This is a genomic window from Hydrogenophaga sp., from assembly GCF_965657535.1.
GTDB lineage: Bacteria > Pseudomonadota > Gammaproteobacteria > Burkholderiales > Burkholderiaceae_C > Hydrogenophaga.
The window spans coordinates 331,541-348,790 of sequence record NZ_CBFHOP010000002.1; the positions used below are offsets into that span (position 1 = coordinate 331,541).

Annotated in this window: 19 protein-coding genes; 15 read left to right on the plus strand and 4 right to left on the minus strand. The window is 63.6% G+C overall.

The genetic code is table 11. The features are described 5' to 3' along the window. Positions 1–183: 183 nt before the first annotated feature. The 7 genes from ACTG4K_RS04350 to fliR all read left to right on the plus strand — a co-directional run bounded on the left by ACTG4K_RS04350 (position 184) and on the right by fliR (position 4,747). Complete coding sequence (locus ACTG4K_RS04350) at positions 184–759, plus strand: flagellar basal body-associated FliL family protein (protein WP_439112967.1); 576 nt, start codon at positions 184–186, stop codon at positions 757–759. A gap of 17 nt (positions 760–776) precedes the next feature. Next, entirely contained in the window at positions 777–1,781 is a 1,005-nt protein-coding gene (fliM, locus tag ACTG4K_RS04355) for a flagellar motor switch protein FliM (RefSeq protein ID WP_439112968.1), read from the plus strand. Further along, a complete protein-coding gene (gene fliN / locus ACTG4K_RS04360) occupies positions 1,771–2,196 on the plus strand; it encodes a flagellar motor switch protein FliN (RefSeq protein WP_439112969.1) in 426 nt (141 codons plus the stop codon). Before fliM ends, fliN begins: the two co-directional genes overlap by 11 nt. Positions 2,197–2,351: 155 nt before the next feature. Then, entirely contained in the window at positions 2,352–2,720 is a 369-nt protein-coding gene (locus tag ACTG4K_RS04365; protein WP_439112970.1) for a flagellar biosynthetic protein FliO, read from the plus strand. Then, positions 2,707–3,513 (plus strand): flagellar type III secretion system pore protein FliP, encoded by an 807-nt coding sequence (gene fliP, locus ACTG4K_RS04370; RefSeq protein WP_439112971.1) that lies wholly within the window; start codon positions 2,707–2,709, stop codon positions 3,511–3,513. The genes ACTG4K_RS04365 and fliP overlap by 14 nt, the downstream gene beginning before the upstream one ends. A gap of 87 nt (positions 3,514–3,600) precedes the next feature. Continuing rightward, on the plus strand, positions 3,601–3,870 hold the full coding sequence (gene fliQ, locus ACTG4K_RS04375; RefSeq protein ID WP_439112972.1) for a flagellar biosynthesis protein FliQ: 270 nt from the start codon (positions 3,601–3,603) through the stop codon (positions 3,868–3,870). Between the two features lie 109 nt (positions 3,871–3,979). Continuing rightward, complete coding sequence (gene fliR, locus ACTG4K_RS04380) at positions 3,980–4,747, plus strand: flagellar biosynthetic protein FliR (RefSeq protein WP_439112973.1); 768 nt, start codon at positions 3,980–3,982, stop codon at positions 4,745–4,747. A gap of 30 nt (positions 4,748–4,777) precedes the next feature. On the opposite strand, the gene ACTG4K_RS04385 is transcribed toward fliR, so the two are convergent. From ACTG4K_RS04385 to ACTG4K_RS04395, 3 genes are all read right to left on the minus strand, one after another. After that, a complete protein-coding gene (locus ACTG4K_RS04385) occupies positions 4,778–5,167 on the minus strand; it encodes a c-type cytochrome (protein WP_439112974.1) in 390 nt (129 codons plus the stop codon). A gap of 512 nt (positions 5,168–5,679) precedes the next feature. Beyond that, the gene (locus ACTG4K_RS04390) at positions 5,680–6,309 is read right to left on the minus strand and encodes a response regulator (protein WP_439112975.1); all 630 of its coding nucleotides are present in this window, start codon (positions 6,307–6,309) and stop codon (positions 5,680–5,682) included. Further along, positions 6,287–7,435 carry an ATP-binding protein gene (locus ACTG4K_RS04395; RefSeq protein ID WP_439112976.1) on the minus strand — a complete coding sequence of 383 codons (1,149 nt, stop codon included), beginning with the start codon at positions 7,433–7,435 and terminating at the stop codon, positions 6,287–6,289. Before ACTG4K_RS04395 ends, ACTG4K_RS04390 begins: the two co-directional genes overlap by 23 nt. A 167-nt stretch (positions 7,436–7,602) precedes the next feature. On the opposite strand from ACTG4K_RS04395, the gene ACTG4K_RS04400 reads away from it, so the two are divergent. The 8 genes from ACTG4K_RS04400 to ACTG4K_RS04435 all read left to right on the plus strand — a co-directional run bounded on the left by ACTG4K_RS04400 (position 7,603) and on the right by ACTG4K_RS04435 (position 16,300). Then, positions 7,603–8,046, plus strand: a complete 444-nt coding sequence (locus ACTG4K_RS04400; protein ID WP_439113140.1) for a hypothetical protein — start codon at positions 7,603–7,605, stop codon at positions 8,044–8,046. Positions 8,047–8,112: 66 nt separating this feature from the next. Beyond that, positions 8,113–8,475 carry a response regulator gene (locus ACTG4K_RS04405; RefSeq protein ID WP_439112977.1) on the plus strand — a complete coding sequence of 121 codons (363 nt, stop codon included), beginning with the start codon at positions 8,113–8,115 and terminating at the stop codon, positions 8,473–8,475. A 41-nt stretch (positions 8,476–8,516) separates the two neighbouring features. After that, entirely contained in the window at positions 8,517–10,694 is a 2,178-nt protein-coding gene (locus ACTG4K_RS04410) for a chemotaxis protein CheA (RefSeq protein WP_439112978.1), read from the plus strand. Between the two features lie 50 nt (positions 10,695–10,744). Then, positions 10,745–11,632 carry a CheR family methyltransferase gene (locus ACTG4K_RS04415; protein ID WP_439112979.1) on the plus strand — a complete coding sequence of 296 codons (888 nt, stop codon included), beginning with the start codon at positions 10,745–10,747 and terminating at the stop codon, positions 11,630–11,632. Continuing rightward, entirely contained in the window at positions 11,619–12,335 is a 717-nt protein-coding gene (gene cheD / locus ACTG4K_RS04420; RefSeq protein ID WP_439112980.1) for a chemoreceptor glutamine deamidase CheD, read from the plus strand. The genes ACTG4K_RS04415 and cheD overlap by 14 nt, the downstream gene beginning before the upstream one ends. Positions 12,336–12,365: 30 nt before the next feature. After that, positions 12,366–13,457 carry a protein-glutamate methylesterase/protein-glutamine glutaminase gene (locus tag ACTG4K_RS04425; RefSeq protein WP_439112981.1) on the plus strand — a complete coding sequence of 364 codons (1,092 nt, stop codon included), beginning with the start codon at positions 12,366–12,368 and terminating at the stop codon, positions 13,455–13,457. A 54-nt stretch (positions 13,458–13,511) separates the two neighbouring features. Next, entirely contained in the window at positions 13,512–14,018 is a 507-nt protein-coding gene (locus tag ACTG4K_RS04430) for a hypothetical protein (protein ID WP_439112982.1), read from the plus strand. After that, on the plus strand, positions 14,018–16,300 hold the full coding sequence (locus ACTG4K_RS04435; protein WP_439112983.1) for an ATP-binding protein: 2,283 nt from the start codon (positions 14,018–14,020) through the stop codon (positions 16,298–16,300). Before ACTG4K_RS04430 ends, ACTG4K_RS04435 begins: the two co-directional genes overlap by 1 nt. Before the next feature lie 193 nt (positions 16,301–16,493). Here the strand turns inward: ACTG4K_RS04435 and ACTG4K_RS04440 are convergent, their stop codons facing one another. Continuing rightward, positions 16,494–17,228: a hypothetical protein gene (locus tag ACTG4K_RS04440; protein WP_439112984.1), complete on the minus strand. Its 735-nt coding sequence runs from the start codon at positions 17,226–17,228 to the stop codon at positions 16,494–16,496. Positions 17,229–17,250: the final 22 nt, after the last annotated feature.

Genomic DNA, 17,250 nt, shown 5'->3' on the forward strand with positions numbered 1-17,250 from the left:
CCAGCCAGCTGGCCCCGGCCGAAACGCCGTGCCCTGAGCACGCAAGAGGCCGTCGAATAAGCGGTTTTTACGGTGCTTATCTGGCGACCGGCTCAGGGGTCGGAGCCCAATAATTCTTCCAGACCCACACGCTTCAGCGCGTGTGACGGCCCCCCGCTACCGGGGACCCACTGGAGGAAATAGATGTCTGCTGCCGCGCCCACCACCGCCGACGCCTCGGCTCCCGCCAAGCCCAAGAGCAAAAAGCTGCTGCTCATTCTGCTGGGTGTGGTGGTGCTCGCCTTGATCGGGGCTGGCGCAGCCCTGTTTGTGCTGAAAAAGAACACCGCCGAAGACGGCGATGGCGATGAAGAAGCGCCTGTGGTGCAGCAGCAAAGCGCTAAAACCAAGGTGCCGCCCACCTTTTTGCCGCTGGACAACATGGTGGTGAACCTGGCCGACGCCGGGGGCAACCGCTTTGTGCAACTGGGCATCACGCTGCAGCTGCAAGACGCGACCACCAGCGACAGCGTGAAGACCTACATGCCCTCGGTGCGCAGTGGCATCTTGATGCTGATTTCGCAGCGCACGGCCGAAGAAATGCTGCAGGTCAGCGGCAAGGAAAAACTGTCGAAGGACATCATCGCCGAGATTTCGGACGTGATGGGCTACGAGATCGACGACACAGAACCCCAGGCAGCGCCCGGCAAGAACAAGCGCCGCAACGCACCACCCAACCCAGTGCAAGCGGTGTTGTTCTCCAGTTTCATCGTGCAATAAACCGACAGACCCACACCATGGCCGACTCGTTTCTGTCCCAGGAAGAAGTAGATGCATTGCTCGAAGGCGTCACCGGCGAGAGCCAGAAGTCGGAGCAGAAAGCCGCACCCACCGGCGGTGTGCGCGACTACAACCTGTCCAGCCAGGAACGCATCGTGCGCGGGCGCATGCCCACGATGGAAATCGTCAACGAGCGGTTTTCGCGCAACCTGCGGCTGGGCCTGTTCAACTTCATCCGCCGCAGCCCCGAGATTTCGGTAGGCGCGGTGCAGGTGCAGAAATACAGCGCTTTTCTGCGCGAGCTGGTGGTGCCCACCAACTTCAACATCATGGCGGTGCGCCCCCTGCGCGGCAACGGGCTGGTGGTGTGCGAGCCATCCCTGCTGTTTGGCGTGATCGACAGCCTGTTTGGTGGCAACGGCAAGTTTCACACCCGCATTGAAGGGCGTGACTTTTCACCAACCGAGCACCGCGTGATCACGCGGCTGGTGGAGGTGGTGTCAGAAGAATACAAAAAAGCCTGGCGAGGCCTGTACCCGCTCGAACTGGCCTACCAGCGCTCAGAGATGCAACCCCAGTTTGCAACCATCGCCACCCCCAGCGAAATCGTGGTGTCCACCAGCTTCACGCTGGAAATCGGAGACATCACCGGCTCGCTGCATATTTGCATTCCGTATGCAACGCTGGAACCCATCCGCGATGTGCTGTATTCCAGCGTGCAGGGCGATGCCATGGAGGTGGATCGGCGCTGGGTCAAGCTGCTCAGCCACGAGATTCAGGCGGCCGAAGTCACCTTGGTCGCGGAACTCGCCCAGACCGACGCCACCATCGAGCAACTGCTGGCCATGCAGATCGGCGACTTCATTGAACTGGATCGCCACACCGTGATCAGCGCCCACGTGGATGGCGTCCCGATGTTCGAGTGCCAGTACGGCACACACAAGGGCAAATATGCACTGCGCGTCGAGCGCAGCCTGCGGGGAACCGACATGAACTGGCTGGGAGATACCTATGTCAACTGAAACCAACGACAACACGAACAACGCCATCGCCGACGACTGGGCCCAAGCCCTGGAAGAACAGTCCAGCGCAACGGGAGGTGCCGCCGGCGGCGAAAGCGCGCCAGCGTTCGACGGCGACGCCAAACCCGTGGCGACCAACATCAACCCGCTGCAAGACATCCAGATGGTGCTGGACATTCCGGTGCAGCTGTCGGTGGAACTGGGCCGCACCAAGGTGCCCATCAAATACATCTTGCAACTCGCCCAGGGCTCGGTGGTGGAGCTGGACGCGCTCGCCGGTGAGCCCATGGACGTGCTGATCAACGGCTACCTGATTGCGCAGGGCGAGGTGGTGGTGGTGAATGAAAAGTTCGGCATCCGCCTGACCGACATCGTGACGCCTTCGGAGCGGATGCGCCGGGTGTCCAAAAGCTAACCCTGTATTCGGAACACTCCCCGCGTCGCCTTCGGCGCCCCCCCTCCAGGGGGGCGACACCTGAGGCCCGGCAAAGCCGGTTCCTCGGGGTCTCTGGGTTGAAGACATCTCGCGCCAACTGGTCCATTTTTTCGTCTCCTAACCTTCTTTCTTCCATGTTGCAAAGCGCGCTTCCTGCTCTGGGTCTGCTGCTCGTGATGGTGCTCGTGGCGTTTGCGCTGCAGCGCTGGAGGCGGCACCTGCCGGGCGTTGCCTTGCGGGCCGGGCCGGTGCTGAAGGTGATGGGCTCGGTGTCGCTGGGGCCGCAGCAGCGGCTGGTGACGGTGCAGGTGGGCGAAGGCGCTGAGGCGCTGTGCCTGGTGCTGGGCGTAGCACCCGGCAGCGTGAACACGCTGCACAGCATGCCGCTGCCCGCCGCGCCGCAACTTGCCGATGAACCCGGCAGCGCCGCTGCTTACCCCTTTGCCGCCCGACTGGCGCAGCTCATGACCCCCAACGCCAAAGGCCCCCATGCGCCGCAGTGAACTTGGTTGGCGCAACGGCGCCGTGTTGGCCTTGCTGACCCTGCTGGCCGGAGCCGCGCTGGCGCAGGCCACGCCGCCTCTGCCACTCACGGCGCCCACGCCGGTGCTGCCCGCGGTGGGGGCGTCCTTGCCGCTGATCATTGCTCAGGGTGCCGGTGGCAGCGCCTATTCGGTGCCAATCCAGACGCTGCTTTTTTTCACCGCGCTGTCGTTTCTGCCGGCGGTGCTGCTGCTCATGACGGGCTTCACCCGCATCGTCATCGTGCTGTCGCTACTGCGCCAGGCGCTGGGCACGCAGTCGGCCCCGCCCAACCAGGTGGTGGTGGGTCTGGCGCTGTTTCTCACCCTGTTTGTGATGGGGCCCACGCTCGACAAGGTGTACGAGGAGGCCTACGCCCCCTACACCGCCAACCAGATCGGCTTTGAGCAGGCACTGGAACGCGGCGAAGCGCCCATGCGGGCCTTCATGCTCAAGCAAACGCGCCAGTCCGACTTTGAGCTGTTTGCCAAACTGGCCAAACTGCCCGCCGACGTGTCCGCCGAAAACGCACCGTTTCGCGTCATCGTGCCAGCCTTCGTCACCAGCGAGCTCAAAACGGCGTTCCAGATCGGCTTCATGATCTTCATCCCGTTTCTGGTGATCGACATGGTGGTGGCCAGCGTGCTGATGTCGCTGGGCATGATGATGCTGTCGCCCGTGTTGGTCGCGCTGCCGTTCAAGCTCATGCTGTTTGTGCTGGCCGACGGCTGGAACCTGCTGCTGGGTTCCCTGGCCGCCTCGTTCGCCACATGACACCCCCTTGCGTCACACCGCCGTTTGCGCTGAGCCGGATCGTTTTCCGTTTGTCAACCGCTACTGACTTACTCAAGGACCGCTGACATGGACCCGCAAGCCGCACTGACGATGGCGCAAAACGCGCTCTTTCTGCTGCTCATGATCGCCGCCCCGGTGCTGGCTACGGTGCTGGGTGTGGGCCTGATCGTGAGCCTGTTTCAGGCCATCACCCAGATCCAGGAAGCCACGCTGTCGTTTGTCCCCAAGCTCATTGCCGCGATTGCGGTGTTTGCGATCGCCGGGCCGTGGATGATGACCACGATGGTGGACTTCATCCGCACCACGATTTTGTCGATTCCAAACTATGCCATTTGACCCCGCCTACACCGCCACGCGGCTTCCCACCAATGGGACAGCAAGGGCCGTTCGGCAAAGCCGGCCCGGCGCTGCCCTGGGCTGAACGCCACCGCTGGCCACCGTTCCCATGCCCACCTTCAGCGAAGCGGACATCATGGCGCTCGTGTCGCCGGTGTTCTGGCCATTTCTGCGCATCCTGGCGGTGTTCTCCAGTGCGCCCATTTTCTCGGCCCGCTCGGTGCCCATGCGCACGCGGGTGGCGCTGGCGATGCTGGTGGCCGTCTGTGCCCAAGCTGGCCTGCCCGAGCAGCCGGTGGTGGCGCTCACCGACCCCAACGCGTTCTCTGTGGTGCTGCAACAGGTGGTGGTGGGCATTGCCATTGGGCTGGCGGTGCGCATTGTGTTTGCGTCGGTGGAGCTGGCAGGCGAGGTCATCGGCCTGCAAATGGGTCTGAACTTTGCGGGCTTCTTTGACCCGTCCACCAACTCGCAATCCAGCACCGTGGGCCGTTTTTTTGGCAACACCACCATGCTGCTTTTCGTGGTGATGGGCGGGCACCTCATGCTGCTGCAGGCCGTGGTGGCCAGCTTCGAGACCTTTCCCATTGGCGCCAGCGCTTTTGAGTCGATCAACCGCATGCGCCTGCACGAGCTGGGCGCGGTGGTGTTTCGCTATGGGCTGTGGATCGCGCTGCCCATGATCGGCATGCTGCTGTTCATCAACATCGTGCTGGGTTTCATCTCGCGCATTGCGCCGCAGATGAACGCCTTTGCCATCGGCTTTCCGCTCACGCTCTCCGTCGGCTTGCTGGGTATTGCCTTCACCCTGCCCATGCTGGACGCGCCGGTGTTGGCGCTCATGAAGCTGGCCACCGAGATTTTCATGGGCAGCTGAGCGCGGCCGCTGCGCGGCCTGGATGCGTCTTCAGGGCTGGGGGCGCCCCGGGCCCTGCGAACCCTGGGCGCGGGCTGAAAGGTAGGCGTACAGATCGATGATGTGGGCGCTCACCTGGGGCTCGCCCTGCCAGGCGGGCATGGTGCGTGCGGCGTCTTTGCGCTGCACTATGGTTTGCACCTGCGCGGGTCGGGGCTGGTCGGGCGGCATGTTCCAGTCGTAGCGCGTGAGCACCAGGTCCACAAAACGGCTCGGGCCCATTTCGCGCACGCGGGGCAGCAGGTCGGGTCCGCTTGGTCCGCCACCGCCCGCCGGGCCGTGGCATTGTATGCAGCGGTCCTGAAACACGCGCCACCCGGCGTACACCGAGCCGGGCGGTTGGGCCAGCTCAGCCACTTCGCGGGCGGGCTGGGTGTTCAACAGCTCCACGCTGCAACCCGCTAGGCCCAGCGCCACGGCACACACAGCCAAGAACCTGCGCGGCAGAAGCGCTTCGGCTGCAACGGATGGAGAAAAGTCCCACTTCGCCCCTGTTTTTCCGGCCGTGGCAACGGCCACCGTCCTCAAAAGCTGGGCCACCTTGGGCTTTTTTCCCACCCGTTTCACTCCCATGCCTTCTGCCGCGCAGGCGCCTAGACCCGATGCGCGGCGACAGGCCTTCATCACGGTGTTGAACGGGCGCATGGGCATCACCTTTCTGCGGCCTCTGGGCGCAACTGCCATGGCCTGCAAGACGATTGTGGCGCCACGGCTGCGCAAGCAAACCGCACGGGCGCCAACAAAATGGCCCCAGATTGACCGAACGCAGCAGATGGTGAAGCCGGTTGCCGCTGAGCGCTCGGCCATGCCGTGCGGCATGTACGCGGCTTCACCAGGGCGAGAAAAGCGCGCACCTCGGTTTCAGCAACCTGCAACCTGGCACCCGGGCCACGCTACACCAGGCTGTTTCGAATCGCGTACACCGTCAGCTCGGCGTTGTTGGCCAGGTGCAGCTTTTCCAGCACGCGCGCGCGGTACACGCTCACCGTCTTCGGGCTGAGCATGAGCTCATCAGCGATTTCAGACAGTTTTTTGCCCGACGCAATTTTTTGCAGCGTTTGCAGCTCGCGCTCGGAGAGACTGGCGTGCAGTTCCTGATCTTCCGGCGCATGGAGGTTGTCCACCAGCATCTGAGCCACATCGGCCGTCACATATTTGCGGCCCTGCTGCACGGTGCGAATGGCCGTCACCAGCTCGGCGGGCTCACCCGCCTTGTTCAGGTAGCCGCGCGCACCGGCCCGAAGACAGCGTATGGCGTACTGGTCTTCCGGGTACATCGAGACCACCAGCGTTCTCACCGGCGAGCCCTCCTCGCGCAGCGCAGCCAGCACCTCCAGGCCACCCCGGCCGGGCATATTCAGGTCGAGCACGAGCACGTCGCACGCCACCTTGCGCAATTGCTCGCGCAGCTCGGGATAGTTGCCCGCTTCGCTCACCACCTTGATGTCGACCGCCTCCGTGATGGTGTCGCGTATGCCGCGTCTCACCATCGCATGGTCGTCACACAAAATCACCTTGATCATCCAAGTCCTCCTTGCCCAGCGCTGCATGGTCCAGCTCAACCGATGCCCGCAGCGGCACCGACAAAATCACCGAAGTGCCGCGAGGCGATGAACTGACGTCCAGCCAGCCCCCCACCTTGGCGGCGCGTTCTTTCAGCCCCAACAAGCCGAACGACTTGGCCTTGCGCAAGGCCTCGCTGCTGAGGCCCTGGCCGTTGTCGTTGACTTCCAGCGTCAACACGCCCTCACGGTCGCTCAGGTCGATGTCGACCGCGCTGGCATTGGCGTGCTTGGCCACATTGGTGAGCGCTTCTTGCGCCGTGCGGTACGCCACCAGCTGCACCTCGTGGGGCACTGCAATGGTTTCCGAAGACCAGCGCACCAGCACGCGCGTACCGCTGCGGCGCTCAAAACCCGAGGCCAGCCACTGCACGGCGGCCACCAGGCCTTGGTCCAGGATGGGCGGGCGCAGGTTCATCATGATGCGCTGGCTCGCGCCCAGCGCGTGCTGCAGCATTTCCATGGCGGTGGCCACATGCCCGCGCAGGGCTTCGCCCTCCGCATGGCGGCCCACCCAGGCCAAATCGAGCTTCACGGCGGCCAGCGCGCCGCCAATGTCGTCGTGAATCTCGCGGGCAATGTTGGCGCGTTCTTGCTCAATGCTCACCTGCAGGTGCTCGGCCAGCTCGGCCATGCGTTTGCGGGAACCGGCCAGCTCGGCGTCGGAACGGGCCTTGGCCTTGCGGGTTTCGCTCACCTCCATGGCGCGCCGAATCACATGCGCCAGCCGGTGCATGCTGTCTTTGAGCAAGTAATCGCTCACGCCCCGATGCATCGCGTCCACCGCAGCCGTTTCGCCAATGGCGCCCGAAAGAATCACAAAGGGCAGATCGGGGCGCACCTCCAGAGCCACTTCCCAGGCGTCCATGCCGGTGAAACCGGGCAGGTGGTAGTCGGCCAGCACGACGCCGAAGCGGTCAGACAGCAGCTCACTGCGGAACTCTTCAAGCGTGTCCACCAGCGTGAGCTCGCAGGCCATCTGGCTACGCTGCAGGGCAAACTTCACCAGCGCGTGGTCGACCCGGGAGTCCTCCAGATGCAGGATGCGTACCCCAGGGTTTTTGTCGGTCTCAGGGATTCCGCTCATGGTGTGATGAATTTGGCACGAAACCCGCCGCGCGGCGGGCCCGCTGGACAAGGCAGCGAAATGGCGTTGAATTTGGACTGTTATCTGCCGATACAGCGGTACACAGTCCGTGAAAATTGTACTGCCCACCCAAACATGACCTGCCCAGCACCGCCCACCTGCTCACCCTGGACCCCAAGATGATGCCGCAGAACAACCCATCCGTTTCGCTGCCCTTGAACCTGGTGGCCGACCTGCAGGACTCCTTGCTCATGGCCATGACCGACCTGGAACGCCTCGAAGGCCTTCTGGACCATGCCACAGGCAACCTGCTGGAGCGCTTCAGCACGGCCAACCATGCCCTGGGCAACCTGGCCGGCAAAGACAACGAAGACCTGATCAGCATCCGCCACAGCCTGCACCAGGCGGTGACCGAACTGCAGTTTCACGACATGGCCACCCAGCTCATCGTGCACACCAGCAAGGTGCTGCAGGGTTGTTCCTGGCGGCTGGCCGAAGAGGTCATGGAGCCCGAAGAAGACGAAATTCCGCTCGGTGTGGACCCCATGCCCGACCGGCCAAGCCCGGTGACCCAGAGCGAAATGGACGCTGGCTCCATTGAGCTCTTTTGAGCTGAGCGCGAACGGCTCAAGCTGACCCCTTTTTTGTCGATATCTGTTGGAAACACGGAGTACCCCATGCAATCGATTCTTGCCGTAGACGACTCGGCCTCCATGCGCAAAATGGTGTCTTTCACCCTCACTGGCGCGGGCTTTCACGTGGTGGAGGCGGTGGACGGCCAGGATGCCTATGAAAAAGCCCAGACCCACGCCATTGACCTGGTGCTGACCGACCAGAACATGCCGCGCCTGGACGGCCTGGGCCTCACCCGCAAACTGCGCGAGAACCCCAAGTTCAAGACCACGCCCATCCTGATCCTCACCACCGAGTCGAGCGACCAGATGAAGCAGGCGGGCCGCAGCGCGGGCGCCACCGGTTGGCTGGTCAAACCGTTTGATCCGGGTCGCCTGATTGAAGTCATCCAGAAAGTCATCCGCTGACCGTGCGGCACTGAGCGAGCACCACAGCCAAGGAGTCCCCCATGGGTGAAACGATGAATGACAGCGCGTCTGCCAGCGGCCATTTTGACCTGACGCAGTTCTACCAAATCTTCTTTGAAGAGGCGGGCGAGAACCTGGAGCAGATGGAGCAGATGCTGCTCGCACTCGACCTGGAGCAGGCCGACGACGAAGAGCTCAACGCCATCTTCCGCTGCGCGCACTCCATCAAAGGCGGTGCTGCCACGTTTGGCTTTGCCGACGTGGCCGAGCTGACGCACCAGATGGAGTCGCTGCTGGACAAGCTGCGCCGCCATGAATTGCAGCCCACCTCGGCCATGGTGGACGTGTTGCTGGAATCGTCCGACGCCCTCAAGCTGTTGCTGGCACAACACCAGGGCAAGAGCGTGGAATCCCCGGCCACGGCCGACCTGGTGTGCCGCATCAGCGCACTGGCCCTGGGCGAAGACGCGCCAGCTCCGGTGGTAGCCACCGCAGCTGCGGCCGTTGCCAGCGCCCCAGTAGCCGCCAGCGCCACCGCGTTTGCTTTTGCGCCAGCACGCACCAGCAACACCACGCGCACGCTCGAAATCCACATCGGCCCCATGGACCAACCGGCACAGGCCGACGGCATTGCCGAGCTGTTTCGCGACATTCCCGGCCTGGGCGAACTGGACATACTGACCTGTGACGAGGTCAACAAACGGGTTTTCCGCGTCAAGACCACGTCCAGCGACACCGACCTGATGGACCTGTTCACCTTCCATGTGAACAAAGACATCATCCGCATCAACGACCTGGATGCCGCCGCACAAGCGCAAGCCTCGGCACAGCCCGCCGCAGCGCCGGCGGCGCCCGCCGCCAGCAAGGCGCAGGAGGGCACCGACTTCGGCTTTTTCGACGACGCACCAGGCCTGCCCGCGCCAGCCGCGCAGGCCAACGCCGATGCACCCCAGGCAGCCAAAGCACCGGCACACAGCGCGCCTGTGCTGGCCGAGCCCGTGGCCGCGCCACGCCCGGCCCCGCGCGCTGAGGCACGCAACAACGCACCCGCCGCCGACAACAGCACCCTGCGCGTGTCGGTGAGCAAAGTGGACCAGCTCATCAACCTGGTGGGCGAACTCGTCATCACCCAGGCCATGCTGGCCCAGAAAAGCCGCGAACTCGACACCGCCGCCAACCAGCCGCTGCTGGCCGGCCTGGCCGACCTGGACCGCAACACCCGCGACCTGCAGGAAGCTGTGATGTCGATCCGCATGATCCCGATGTCGGTGGTGTTCAACCGCTTCCCGCGCATGCTGCGCGACCTGGCCAGCAAGCTGGGCAAAAAGGTGGAGCTGATTACCCACGGAGAAGCCACCGAGCTGGACAAAGGCCTGATCGAGAAGATCACCGACCCACTCACCCACCTGATCCGCAACAGCTGCGACCACGGCATTGAACTGCCCGCCGACCGCCAGGCCAAGGGCAAGACCGAGCACGGCACCATCACCTTGTCGGCCACCCACCAGGGTGGCTCAATCCTGATCGAAGTGCGCGACGACGGCAAAGGCCTGTCGCGCGAGAAGCTGCTCAGCAAAGCGCGCGAGAAGGGCATTGACGCACCCGACTCGATGACCGACGGGGAAGTCTGGAGCCTGATCTTTGCGCCCGGCTTCTCCACCGCCGACGAGGTAACCGACGTGTCGGGCCGCGGCGTGGGTATGGACGTGGTGAAGAAGAACATCACCTCGCTGGGCGGCACGGTGGAAATCGACTCGGCCCAAGGCTACGGCATGCGCGTCTCGGTGCGCTTGCCCCTGACGCTGGCCATCATGGACGGCATGACTGTGCGGGTGAGCGACGAGGTGTACATCTTGCCGCTGTCCAGCGTGATCGAGTCGTTCCAGATCAAGCCCGGCGACATCAACACCGTGGCCCAGGGCAGCCAGCTGGTGAAGGTGCGCGAGGAATACATGCCGGTGATTGAACTGGAACGCGTGTTCCAGGTGCCGCGCTTTGAATACAACCCGAGCAGCCCGATCTTGGTGGTGGTGGAAGCCGAAGGCTCCCGCATGGCCCTGATGGTGGACGAGCTGCTGGGCCAACAGCAGGTGGTGATCAAGAACCTCGAATCCAACTACCGCAAGGTGCCCAATATTTCAGGTGCCACGATTCTGGGTGATGGCAAGGTGGCGCTGATTTTGGACACCTCGGGCCTCGTCAGGCGCTCGCGACACTGACCCGGCCGCCGCGCGACAGCGCACCATCCCCTACCGCCCAGGACGCTCCGATGCTGCTTCAAAACCGCACCACGCCACGCACCGCCAGTGCTGCCCAAGCTTTCGCTTCCGACGCGGAAGAAGGCCCGCTGGCCCAAGGCCGCGAGTTTGTCTGGACCGACGGCGACTTCACCCGCATCAAGGCGCTGATTTACAAAAAGGCGGGCATCAGCCTGCACGACGGCAAACACGCCATGGTGTACAGCCGCGTGTCGCGCCGGCTGCGCGACACCGGGCACGAGAGCTTCAAGACCTACCTGGACGCGCTGGAGCAGCACGACGGGCCCGAGTGGCAGGAGTTCATCAACGCCCTGACCACCAACCTGACGGCGTTCTTCCGCGAACAGCACCACTTCACGATTCTGGACGAGCTGCTGCGCAGCCAGCGCACGCAGGCCTGGCGCATCTGGTGCTCGGCCGCCTCTACCGGTGAAGAGCCCTATTCCATTGCCATGACCGCGACCGAAGCCCTGGGCACCAGTGGCTCGTTCCATCTGGTCAACAGCGACATCGACACCAAGGTGCTGGCCACCGCTGCGCGCGGTGTTTACAAGAGCGACGGCGTGAAGGGCCTGAGCACCGAGCGGCTGCAGCGCTTCTTTATGCGGGGCAAGGGCGACAACGCCGGCCTCATGCGCGTGAAGCCCGAGCTGCAAAAGCACATGGAATTTTTGAGCGTCAACCTGATTCACGAGCTGCCGTTTCGGGAGCCCTTTGACGTGGTTTTTTGCCGCAACGTGATGATTTACTTTGACGCCATGACCCAGCGCCAGGTGCTGGAGCGCATCCACCGCGTGATGAAGCCCGGCGGCATGCTGTTCGTAGGCCACGCTGAAAACTTCAGCGACGCGCGCAACCTGTTTGTGCTGCGAGGAAAGACCGTGTATGAACGCATTTGAAGCCAGTTCCATGCCGTCACGGCCAGGCACAGCGCCGGCACCGCTGGCAGCTCGCGCGGGCACCACGTATCGCCCCACGGGCAGTGCAGGCCCCAGCCTCGAAGCGCTCAAGGCACGGGCCCGCAAGCCCGGTGAAGCCTCTTTTTTCTACCACGACCACAACTTCAAGCACGACGCTGTGAAGGTGTTGCCGGGCGAGTATTTCGTGACCGGTGACGACATGCTGATCATGACGGTGCTGGGCTCGTGCATCGCGGCCTGCATCTGGGACCCCAAGGTGCGCGTGGGCGGGATGAACCATTTCATGCTACCCGAAGGCGGTGCCGACACCTCGGGCCGCTACGGCTCGTACGCCATGGAATTGCTCATCAACGAAATGATGAAGCTCGGTGCGCGGCGCGAGTCCATGCAGGCCAAGGTGTTTGGTGGTGGCCAGGTGATGCACACCTTCACCACCATGAACGTGGGCGAGCGCAACACCCAGTTCGTGCTGGACTACCTGCAAACCGAGCGCATCGCCATCGTCTCCAAAGACGTGCTCGACATCCACCCGCGCAAGGTGTGCTACTTCCCGTCTACCGGCAAGGCCATGGTGAAGCGGCTGGCGCATTCGCACCCAGAAACGCTCGAAACACAGGAACGCCGTGGTAGCGCTGCCGTGGTGGCCAAGAGCACCGCGGGCGGCTCGGTGGATTTGTTCTAAACGACGCAATAAGAAGACAAGGAGAGGACCATGGCAAAAATCCGTGTGGTCGTGGTGGACGATTCAGCCCTGGTGCGCAGCCTGCTCACCGAGATCATCAACCGCCAGCCCGACATGAGCTGCGTGGGTGCCGCCAGCGACCCGCTGGTGGCGCGAGAAATGATCCGCGAACTCAACCCGGACGTGCTAACCCTCGACGTGGAAATGCCCCGCATGGACGGGCTGGAATTTTTGTCGCGCCTGATGCGGCTGCGCCCGATGCCGGTGGTGATGGTGTCCACGCTGACCGAGCAAGGCGCAGAGATCACGCTGCGTGCGCTCGAAATGGGCGCTGTGGACTTCGTGGCCAAACCACGCATTGGCATCAGCAGCGGCCTGGCCGAACTCTCGGGCGACATCGTGGACAAGATCCGCGTGGCCGCCAGCGCGCACGTGCGCCGCCAGGCCAGCGCCCTGAGCACCCCCGAAAGCCGCGCACCGCAAAGCGCACCGGACACGCCGCGCGCCCCGCTGCCGCGCCTGTCCACCGAAAAAATCATCTGCATCGGCGCCTCCACCGGGGGGACCGAAGCCATTCGCGAGGTGCTCATGCCCATGCCGGCCGATGCACCGGCGATCGTGATCACGCAGCACATGCCGCCGGGCTTCACCACCAGCTTTGCAGCGCGCCTCAACACGCTGTGCCGCATCCGGGTGGAAGAAGCCCGCGACGGCCAGCGCATCTTGCCCGGCCACGCCTACATTGCCCCGGGTGGCCACCACCTGCGCATTGACCGCAGTGGCTCCAACTACGTGGCGGTGGTGGAAGACACCGAGCCGGTGAACCGCCACCGGCCTTCGGTGGAGGTGCTGTTCCGTTCCGCCGCCCGCGTGCTGGGGCCCAATGCGCTGGGCGTCATGCTCACCGGCATGGGTGCCGACGGCGCCCAGGCCATGCGCGAAATGAAAGATGCGGGCAGCTACAACTATGTGCAGGACGAAGCCAGCTGCGTGGTGTTTGGCATGCCACGCATGGCCATCCAGTGCGGCGCAGCGCATGAAATTTTGCCGCTGAACCAGATTGCAAGCGCGCTGCTGAACAAGCTGGCGGCCAGTCCGTCCAGTGTGCGCCACCGCATCTGAAGCCCAAGAGCAACCCGTCGATTTCTCTCCAACCTTTTACGCAAAGCATTCACCATGACCACACGCCGCACCCTGAACACCGCCCTGCTCCTGGCTGGCCTGGGCTTGTCCGCGCCCGCACTGGCGCTGGACGCGCCCACCACCCGACCCATCCTGACCGTGTCCGGCAAGGTCGCCGCAAAAAATGCAGGCGACACCGCCCGTTTTGACATGAAGATGATCGAAGCCCTGCCACAACACAGCTTCACCACCAGCACGCCATGGTTTGACAAGCCGGTGAAATTCACTGGCCCCTTGCTGTCCGATGTGCTGGCCGCCGTGAAAGCCAGCGGCACCACGATCGGCGCGGTCGCCATCAACGACTACAAGATCAACATCCCCATGACCGATGTCAACAAGTACAAGGTCATCGTGGCCCGCCTGCTGGACGACAAGCCCATGCCTGTGCGCGAAAAGGGTCCCCTGTTTGTGGTGTTCCCTTTTGACAGCGCCGCCGAGCTGCGCACATCCACCTACTACGAGCGCTCGATCTGGCAGCTCAAAGCACTGGACGTTCAGTGATGTTTCAAATGCCGAATCTGGCCATATGGCAAGCCAAGCAATGGACGATGGCCATTGCCAGCCTGCTGCTGGTCACGCTGACGCCGTTGGCCTGGATCCAGTGGCAACAATTCAAGATGCTGGACGATGTGTCGACCAACCAGGTCGACTCGATCATGTGGCAGGCCTACCAGCTGGAGCGTGAGCTCAGCGTGCTGGACACCTTGCTGCACGAGGCTTCGATCAACCCTGGCGGGGTGGACCCTTACGCGCTCACCGAGCGCTACGAGGTGTTTCTGAGCCGCATCGACTTGCTGACGAAAATTCCCCGCCGCGACCTGATTGAAGGCACGCCTGAATACGCGCGGGCCATTGCGTCCATCAACGCGTTTGTGGCCCAGGCCGACCCCATATTCGCCGACCCAGAAGCCTTTGGGCAGGACCCGGTGAAGCTGGTCACACTGGACGCCGCCGTGGACATGCTGCTGCCGCAGGCGGCCGAGCTGACCCGTGAGGCCAACCGCGCCGTGGCGCGCTTTGTGGATGAGCGCAACGACCAGCTGCGGCAACAAAGCATGCTGGTGATCACGCTGGCTGGCGTGCAAAGCGTGGTGATGCTGATTTTCGTGGTGGCCCTGGTGCGCCACATTCGGCGCCAACAGCAGCAATACAGCCGGCTGCAAAAGCTCAGCCGCGAGCTGTCTGACGCCCGCGACCAGGCCGAAGCCGCCAACCATGGCAAGAGCGTTTTCCTGGCCAACATGAGCCACGAAATCAGAACCCCTTTCCAGGGCTTGCTGGGCATGCTCAACCTGCTCGACGAGCCCAACCTGTCGAGCCAGCAGCGCGACTACCTGCAAACCGCGCGCGACTCGGCGCTGCACCTGCTCGGCGTGCTCAACGACATTCTCGATGTGTCCACCATGGAGTCGGGCACGCTGAAACTCTCTGAAGCCCCGATCAACCTGCGCGGCGTGGTGCAAGAAGTGGAAGACCTGATGCAGGTGGCTGCGAGCGACAAAGGACTGGAACTGCATGTGTACGCCGCCAGCGACCTGCCCGAATGGGTGATGGCCGACGCCACACGGGTGCGCCAGATCATGTTCAACCTGATCAACAACGCCATCAAGTTCACCCCAGAGGGCAGCGTGATCGCCGAGATGTCCCGCCCGGCCAACGGCCAGTCGGGGGTGGTGCTGACCGTGCGCGACACCGGCGTGGGCATGGACCGCCAGACGGTGGACAACCTGTTCACCCGCTTCTTCCAGGCCGACAACTCCCTGCGCCGGCGCATTGGTGGCACCGGCCTGGGGCTGGAGATTTCGCGCAACCTCGCCCGCATGATGGGTGGCGACATCCATGTCAGCAGCCAGCCCGGGGTGGGTTCGGTGTTCACTGTCACGCTCAACCTGCCCGAGACGGCTGCGCCCGCACAGGAAACCTTTGCACACGCTTCGCACGGCAGTGGGCGGCGACTGAAGGTACTGGTGGCCGAAGACCACCCGATCAACCTGAAGTACATGAACATCTTGCTGGAAAAGATGGGCCACGATGCGGTGTTTTGCGAGAACGGTGAAGAGGCGCTGCAGCTGCTGGCCCGGCAACCGTTTGACGTGGTTTTGCTGGATTACCACATGCCCGTGCTCGATGGCCTGGCCACCACGGAAGCGATTCGCCAGCTGAACAACCCCTCGGCCGACATCAAGGTGATTCTGGTCACGGCCGACGTGGTGAACGACACCCGCAAGCGTGCACTGGAAGTGGGCGTGAACGAATTTGCCAGCAAACCCCTGCAGGCCAACGACCTGCAACGGGCCCTGCAGCGCTGTGGTTTGCTGGACGAGCCCGACGCCGTGGCCACCACCGGCCATGGCGCGCTTCGGCCCTCCAGCCCGTTTCCACTGTCGGCCTACGAAATGCCCGTGCGTCTGCCCGAGTTCGGCCAGAGCACGGCGCAGGTGATCGACACCGAGGCGTACGCCGAGATTCTGTCGATGATGCCCAAGGAGACCATGGACGAGATGCTCAGCACCTTGTTCGATCCACCCGAAGGCACCTTGCAGGTGCTCATACAGGCGCTTGAAACCGGGGACCGCAGCAAGATTGGCTACAACGCGCACAAACTCAAGGGCACGGCCATGTTGCTGGGCTTCAGAGCCATTTTCAAAACGTCGGCAGAGATTGAGCACCTGGCCATGAAGACCGAAAACAGCTTTTCACCCGACTTGGTTCCCCAGCTCTTGCGCGACCTGGAGCTGACCCAAAAGGCTTTGCAACAGTACGACATGCAACATGCGGCCTGAAGGTGGTGGGCCTACGCCCATCGCTTGGCAGCCCCTTCGCCGTCAGCAAAACCAAAAAAAAGGCGCCCGCAGGCGCCTTTTGTTTTTTGTTTTTTGTTTTTTGTTTTTTGTTGGCCCCTGGAAGCCACTAAGCCAAGCCCGCGCGGCCCATCGTTCGTGCGTGCTTCCTGCCCTGTGCAGCGCGGCCCGAGCTTTACACCCGCTCGCTCACCAGGCTGCCCGCCTCCAGCGGTGCCAGGCTGCTGTTGCCGTTTTCGTCGTAGGCCACCACCTCTTGCAAGGGGCGGGGGTCCACATCGGCCAGCAGTGCCTCGGCCTGGGCGCTGCCCTCGGGCATCACGGGCCAGGGCAAGGTTTCCCGGGGCGCCTGCGCAGCGCGCTCGGTCTCGCGCTCGGGCGCGGCCATCTTGCGCGGCGCCTGCATGGCCGACAACACGCCAAGACTGGGCGAGGTGTCGCTTTGGTTGCCCGGCAGGTCCGCATCCAGGGCCGCCGTGCGGCCCAGCACGTGGTCTACCACCGCCGCGCTGGCCTGCCACACGTTGGTCAACACGGCTTGCAGCTGCAACTTTTTGGACTGTTCTTCGGCTTTCTGGGCCTGCTCCGCTGGCTCGGCCTGTTGCTTCGCGGCGGCCTGTTCCGTTTTCACACTGGCTTCGCTGAGCGCTGGCGCTGCGCTTTGGGCAGCCTCGCGCGGCAAAAGGGGCGCCGCCTCGGGGCTGACACTGACCTCAACACCGGCGCTGCGCCCACCCTCGCGGCGTTGCGCCTGGGCCGAAGCGCCCTCGCGTCCGCCGCCCAGACTGGCCTGCCCCTCCTGCCGGCCTTCTTGCGCGGGTTTCACCGCCGTCACGGCCGACACAGCGGGCACGGCAGGTGACACCGGCTGTGGCCAGGACACGGTGTGGTTGGTTGAAATGTTGATCATGGGGTAGCCCTTTCAGCACACC

Coding starts and splice junctions, on each gene's coding strand:
- ACTG4K_RS04350 (WP_439112967.1), top strand. CDS start 184: ATGTCTGCTGCCGCGCCCACCACCGCCGACGCCTCGGCTCCCGCCAAG.
- fliM (WP_439112968.1), top strand. CDS start 777: ATGGCCGACTCGTTTCTGTCCCAGGAAGAAGTAGATGCATTGCTCGAA.
- fliN (WP_439112969.1), top strand. CDS start 1,771: ATGTCAACTGAAACCAACGACAACACGAACAACGCCATCGCCGACGAC.
- ACTG4K_RS04365 (WP_439112970.1), top strand. CDS start 2,352: ATGTTGCAAAGCGCGCTTCCTGCTCTGGGTCTGCTGCTCGTGATGGTG.
- fliP (WP_439112971.1), top strand. CDS start 2,707: ATGCGCCGCAGTGAACTTGGTTGGCGCAACGGCGCCGTGTTGGCCTTG.
- fliQ (WP_439112972.1), top strand. CDS start 3,601: ATGGACCCGCAAGCCGCACTGACGATGGCGCAAAACGCGCTCTTTCTG.
- fliR (WP_439112973.1), top strand. CDS start 3,980: ATGCCCACCTTCAGCGAAGCGGACATCATGGCGCTCGTGTCGCCGGTG.
- ACTG4K_RS04390 (WP_439112975.1), bottom strand. CDS start 6,309: ATGATCAAGGTGATTTTGTGTGACGACCATGCGATGGTGAGACGCGGC.
- ACTG4K_RS04395 (WP_439112976.1), bottom strand. CDS start 7,435: ATGAGCGGAATCCCTGAGACCGACAAAAACCCTGGGGTACGCATCCTG.
- ACTG4K_RS04405 (WP_439112977.1), top strand. CDS start 8,113: ATGCAATCGATTCTTGCCGTAGACGACTCGGCCTCCATGCGCAAAATG.
- ACTG4K_RS04410 (WP_439112978.1), top strand. CDS start 8,517: ATGGGTGAAACGATGAATGACAGCGCGTCTGCCAGCGGCCATTTTGAC.
- ACTG4K_RS04415 (WP_439112979.1), top strand. CDS start 10,745: ATGCTGCTTCAAAACCGCACCACGCCACGCACCGCCAGTGCTGCCCAA.
- cheD (WP_439112980.1), top strand. CDS start 11,619: ATGAACGCATTTGAAGCCAGTTCCATGCCGTCACGGCCAGGCACAGCG.
- ACTG4K_RS04425 (WP_439112981.1), top strand. CDS start 12,366: ATGGCAAAAATCCGTGTGGTCGTGGTGGACGATTCAGCCCTGGTGCGC.
- ACTG4K_RS04430 (WP_439112982.1), top strand. CDS start 13,512: ATGACCACACGCCGCACCCTGAACACCGCCCTGCTCCTGGCTGGCCTG.
- ACTG4K_RS04435 (WP_439112983.1), top strand. CDS start 14,018: ATGTTTCAAATGCCGAATCTGGCCATATGGCAAGCCAAGCAATGGACG.
- ACTG4K_RS04440 (WP_439112984.1), bottom strand. CDS start 17,228: ATGATCAACATTTCAACCAACCACACCGTGTCCTGGCCACAGCCGGTG.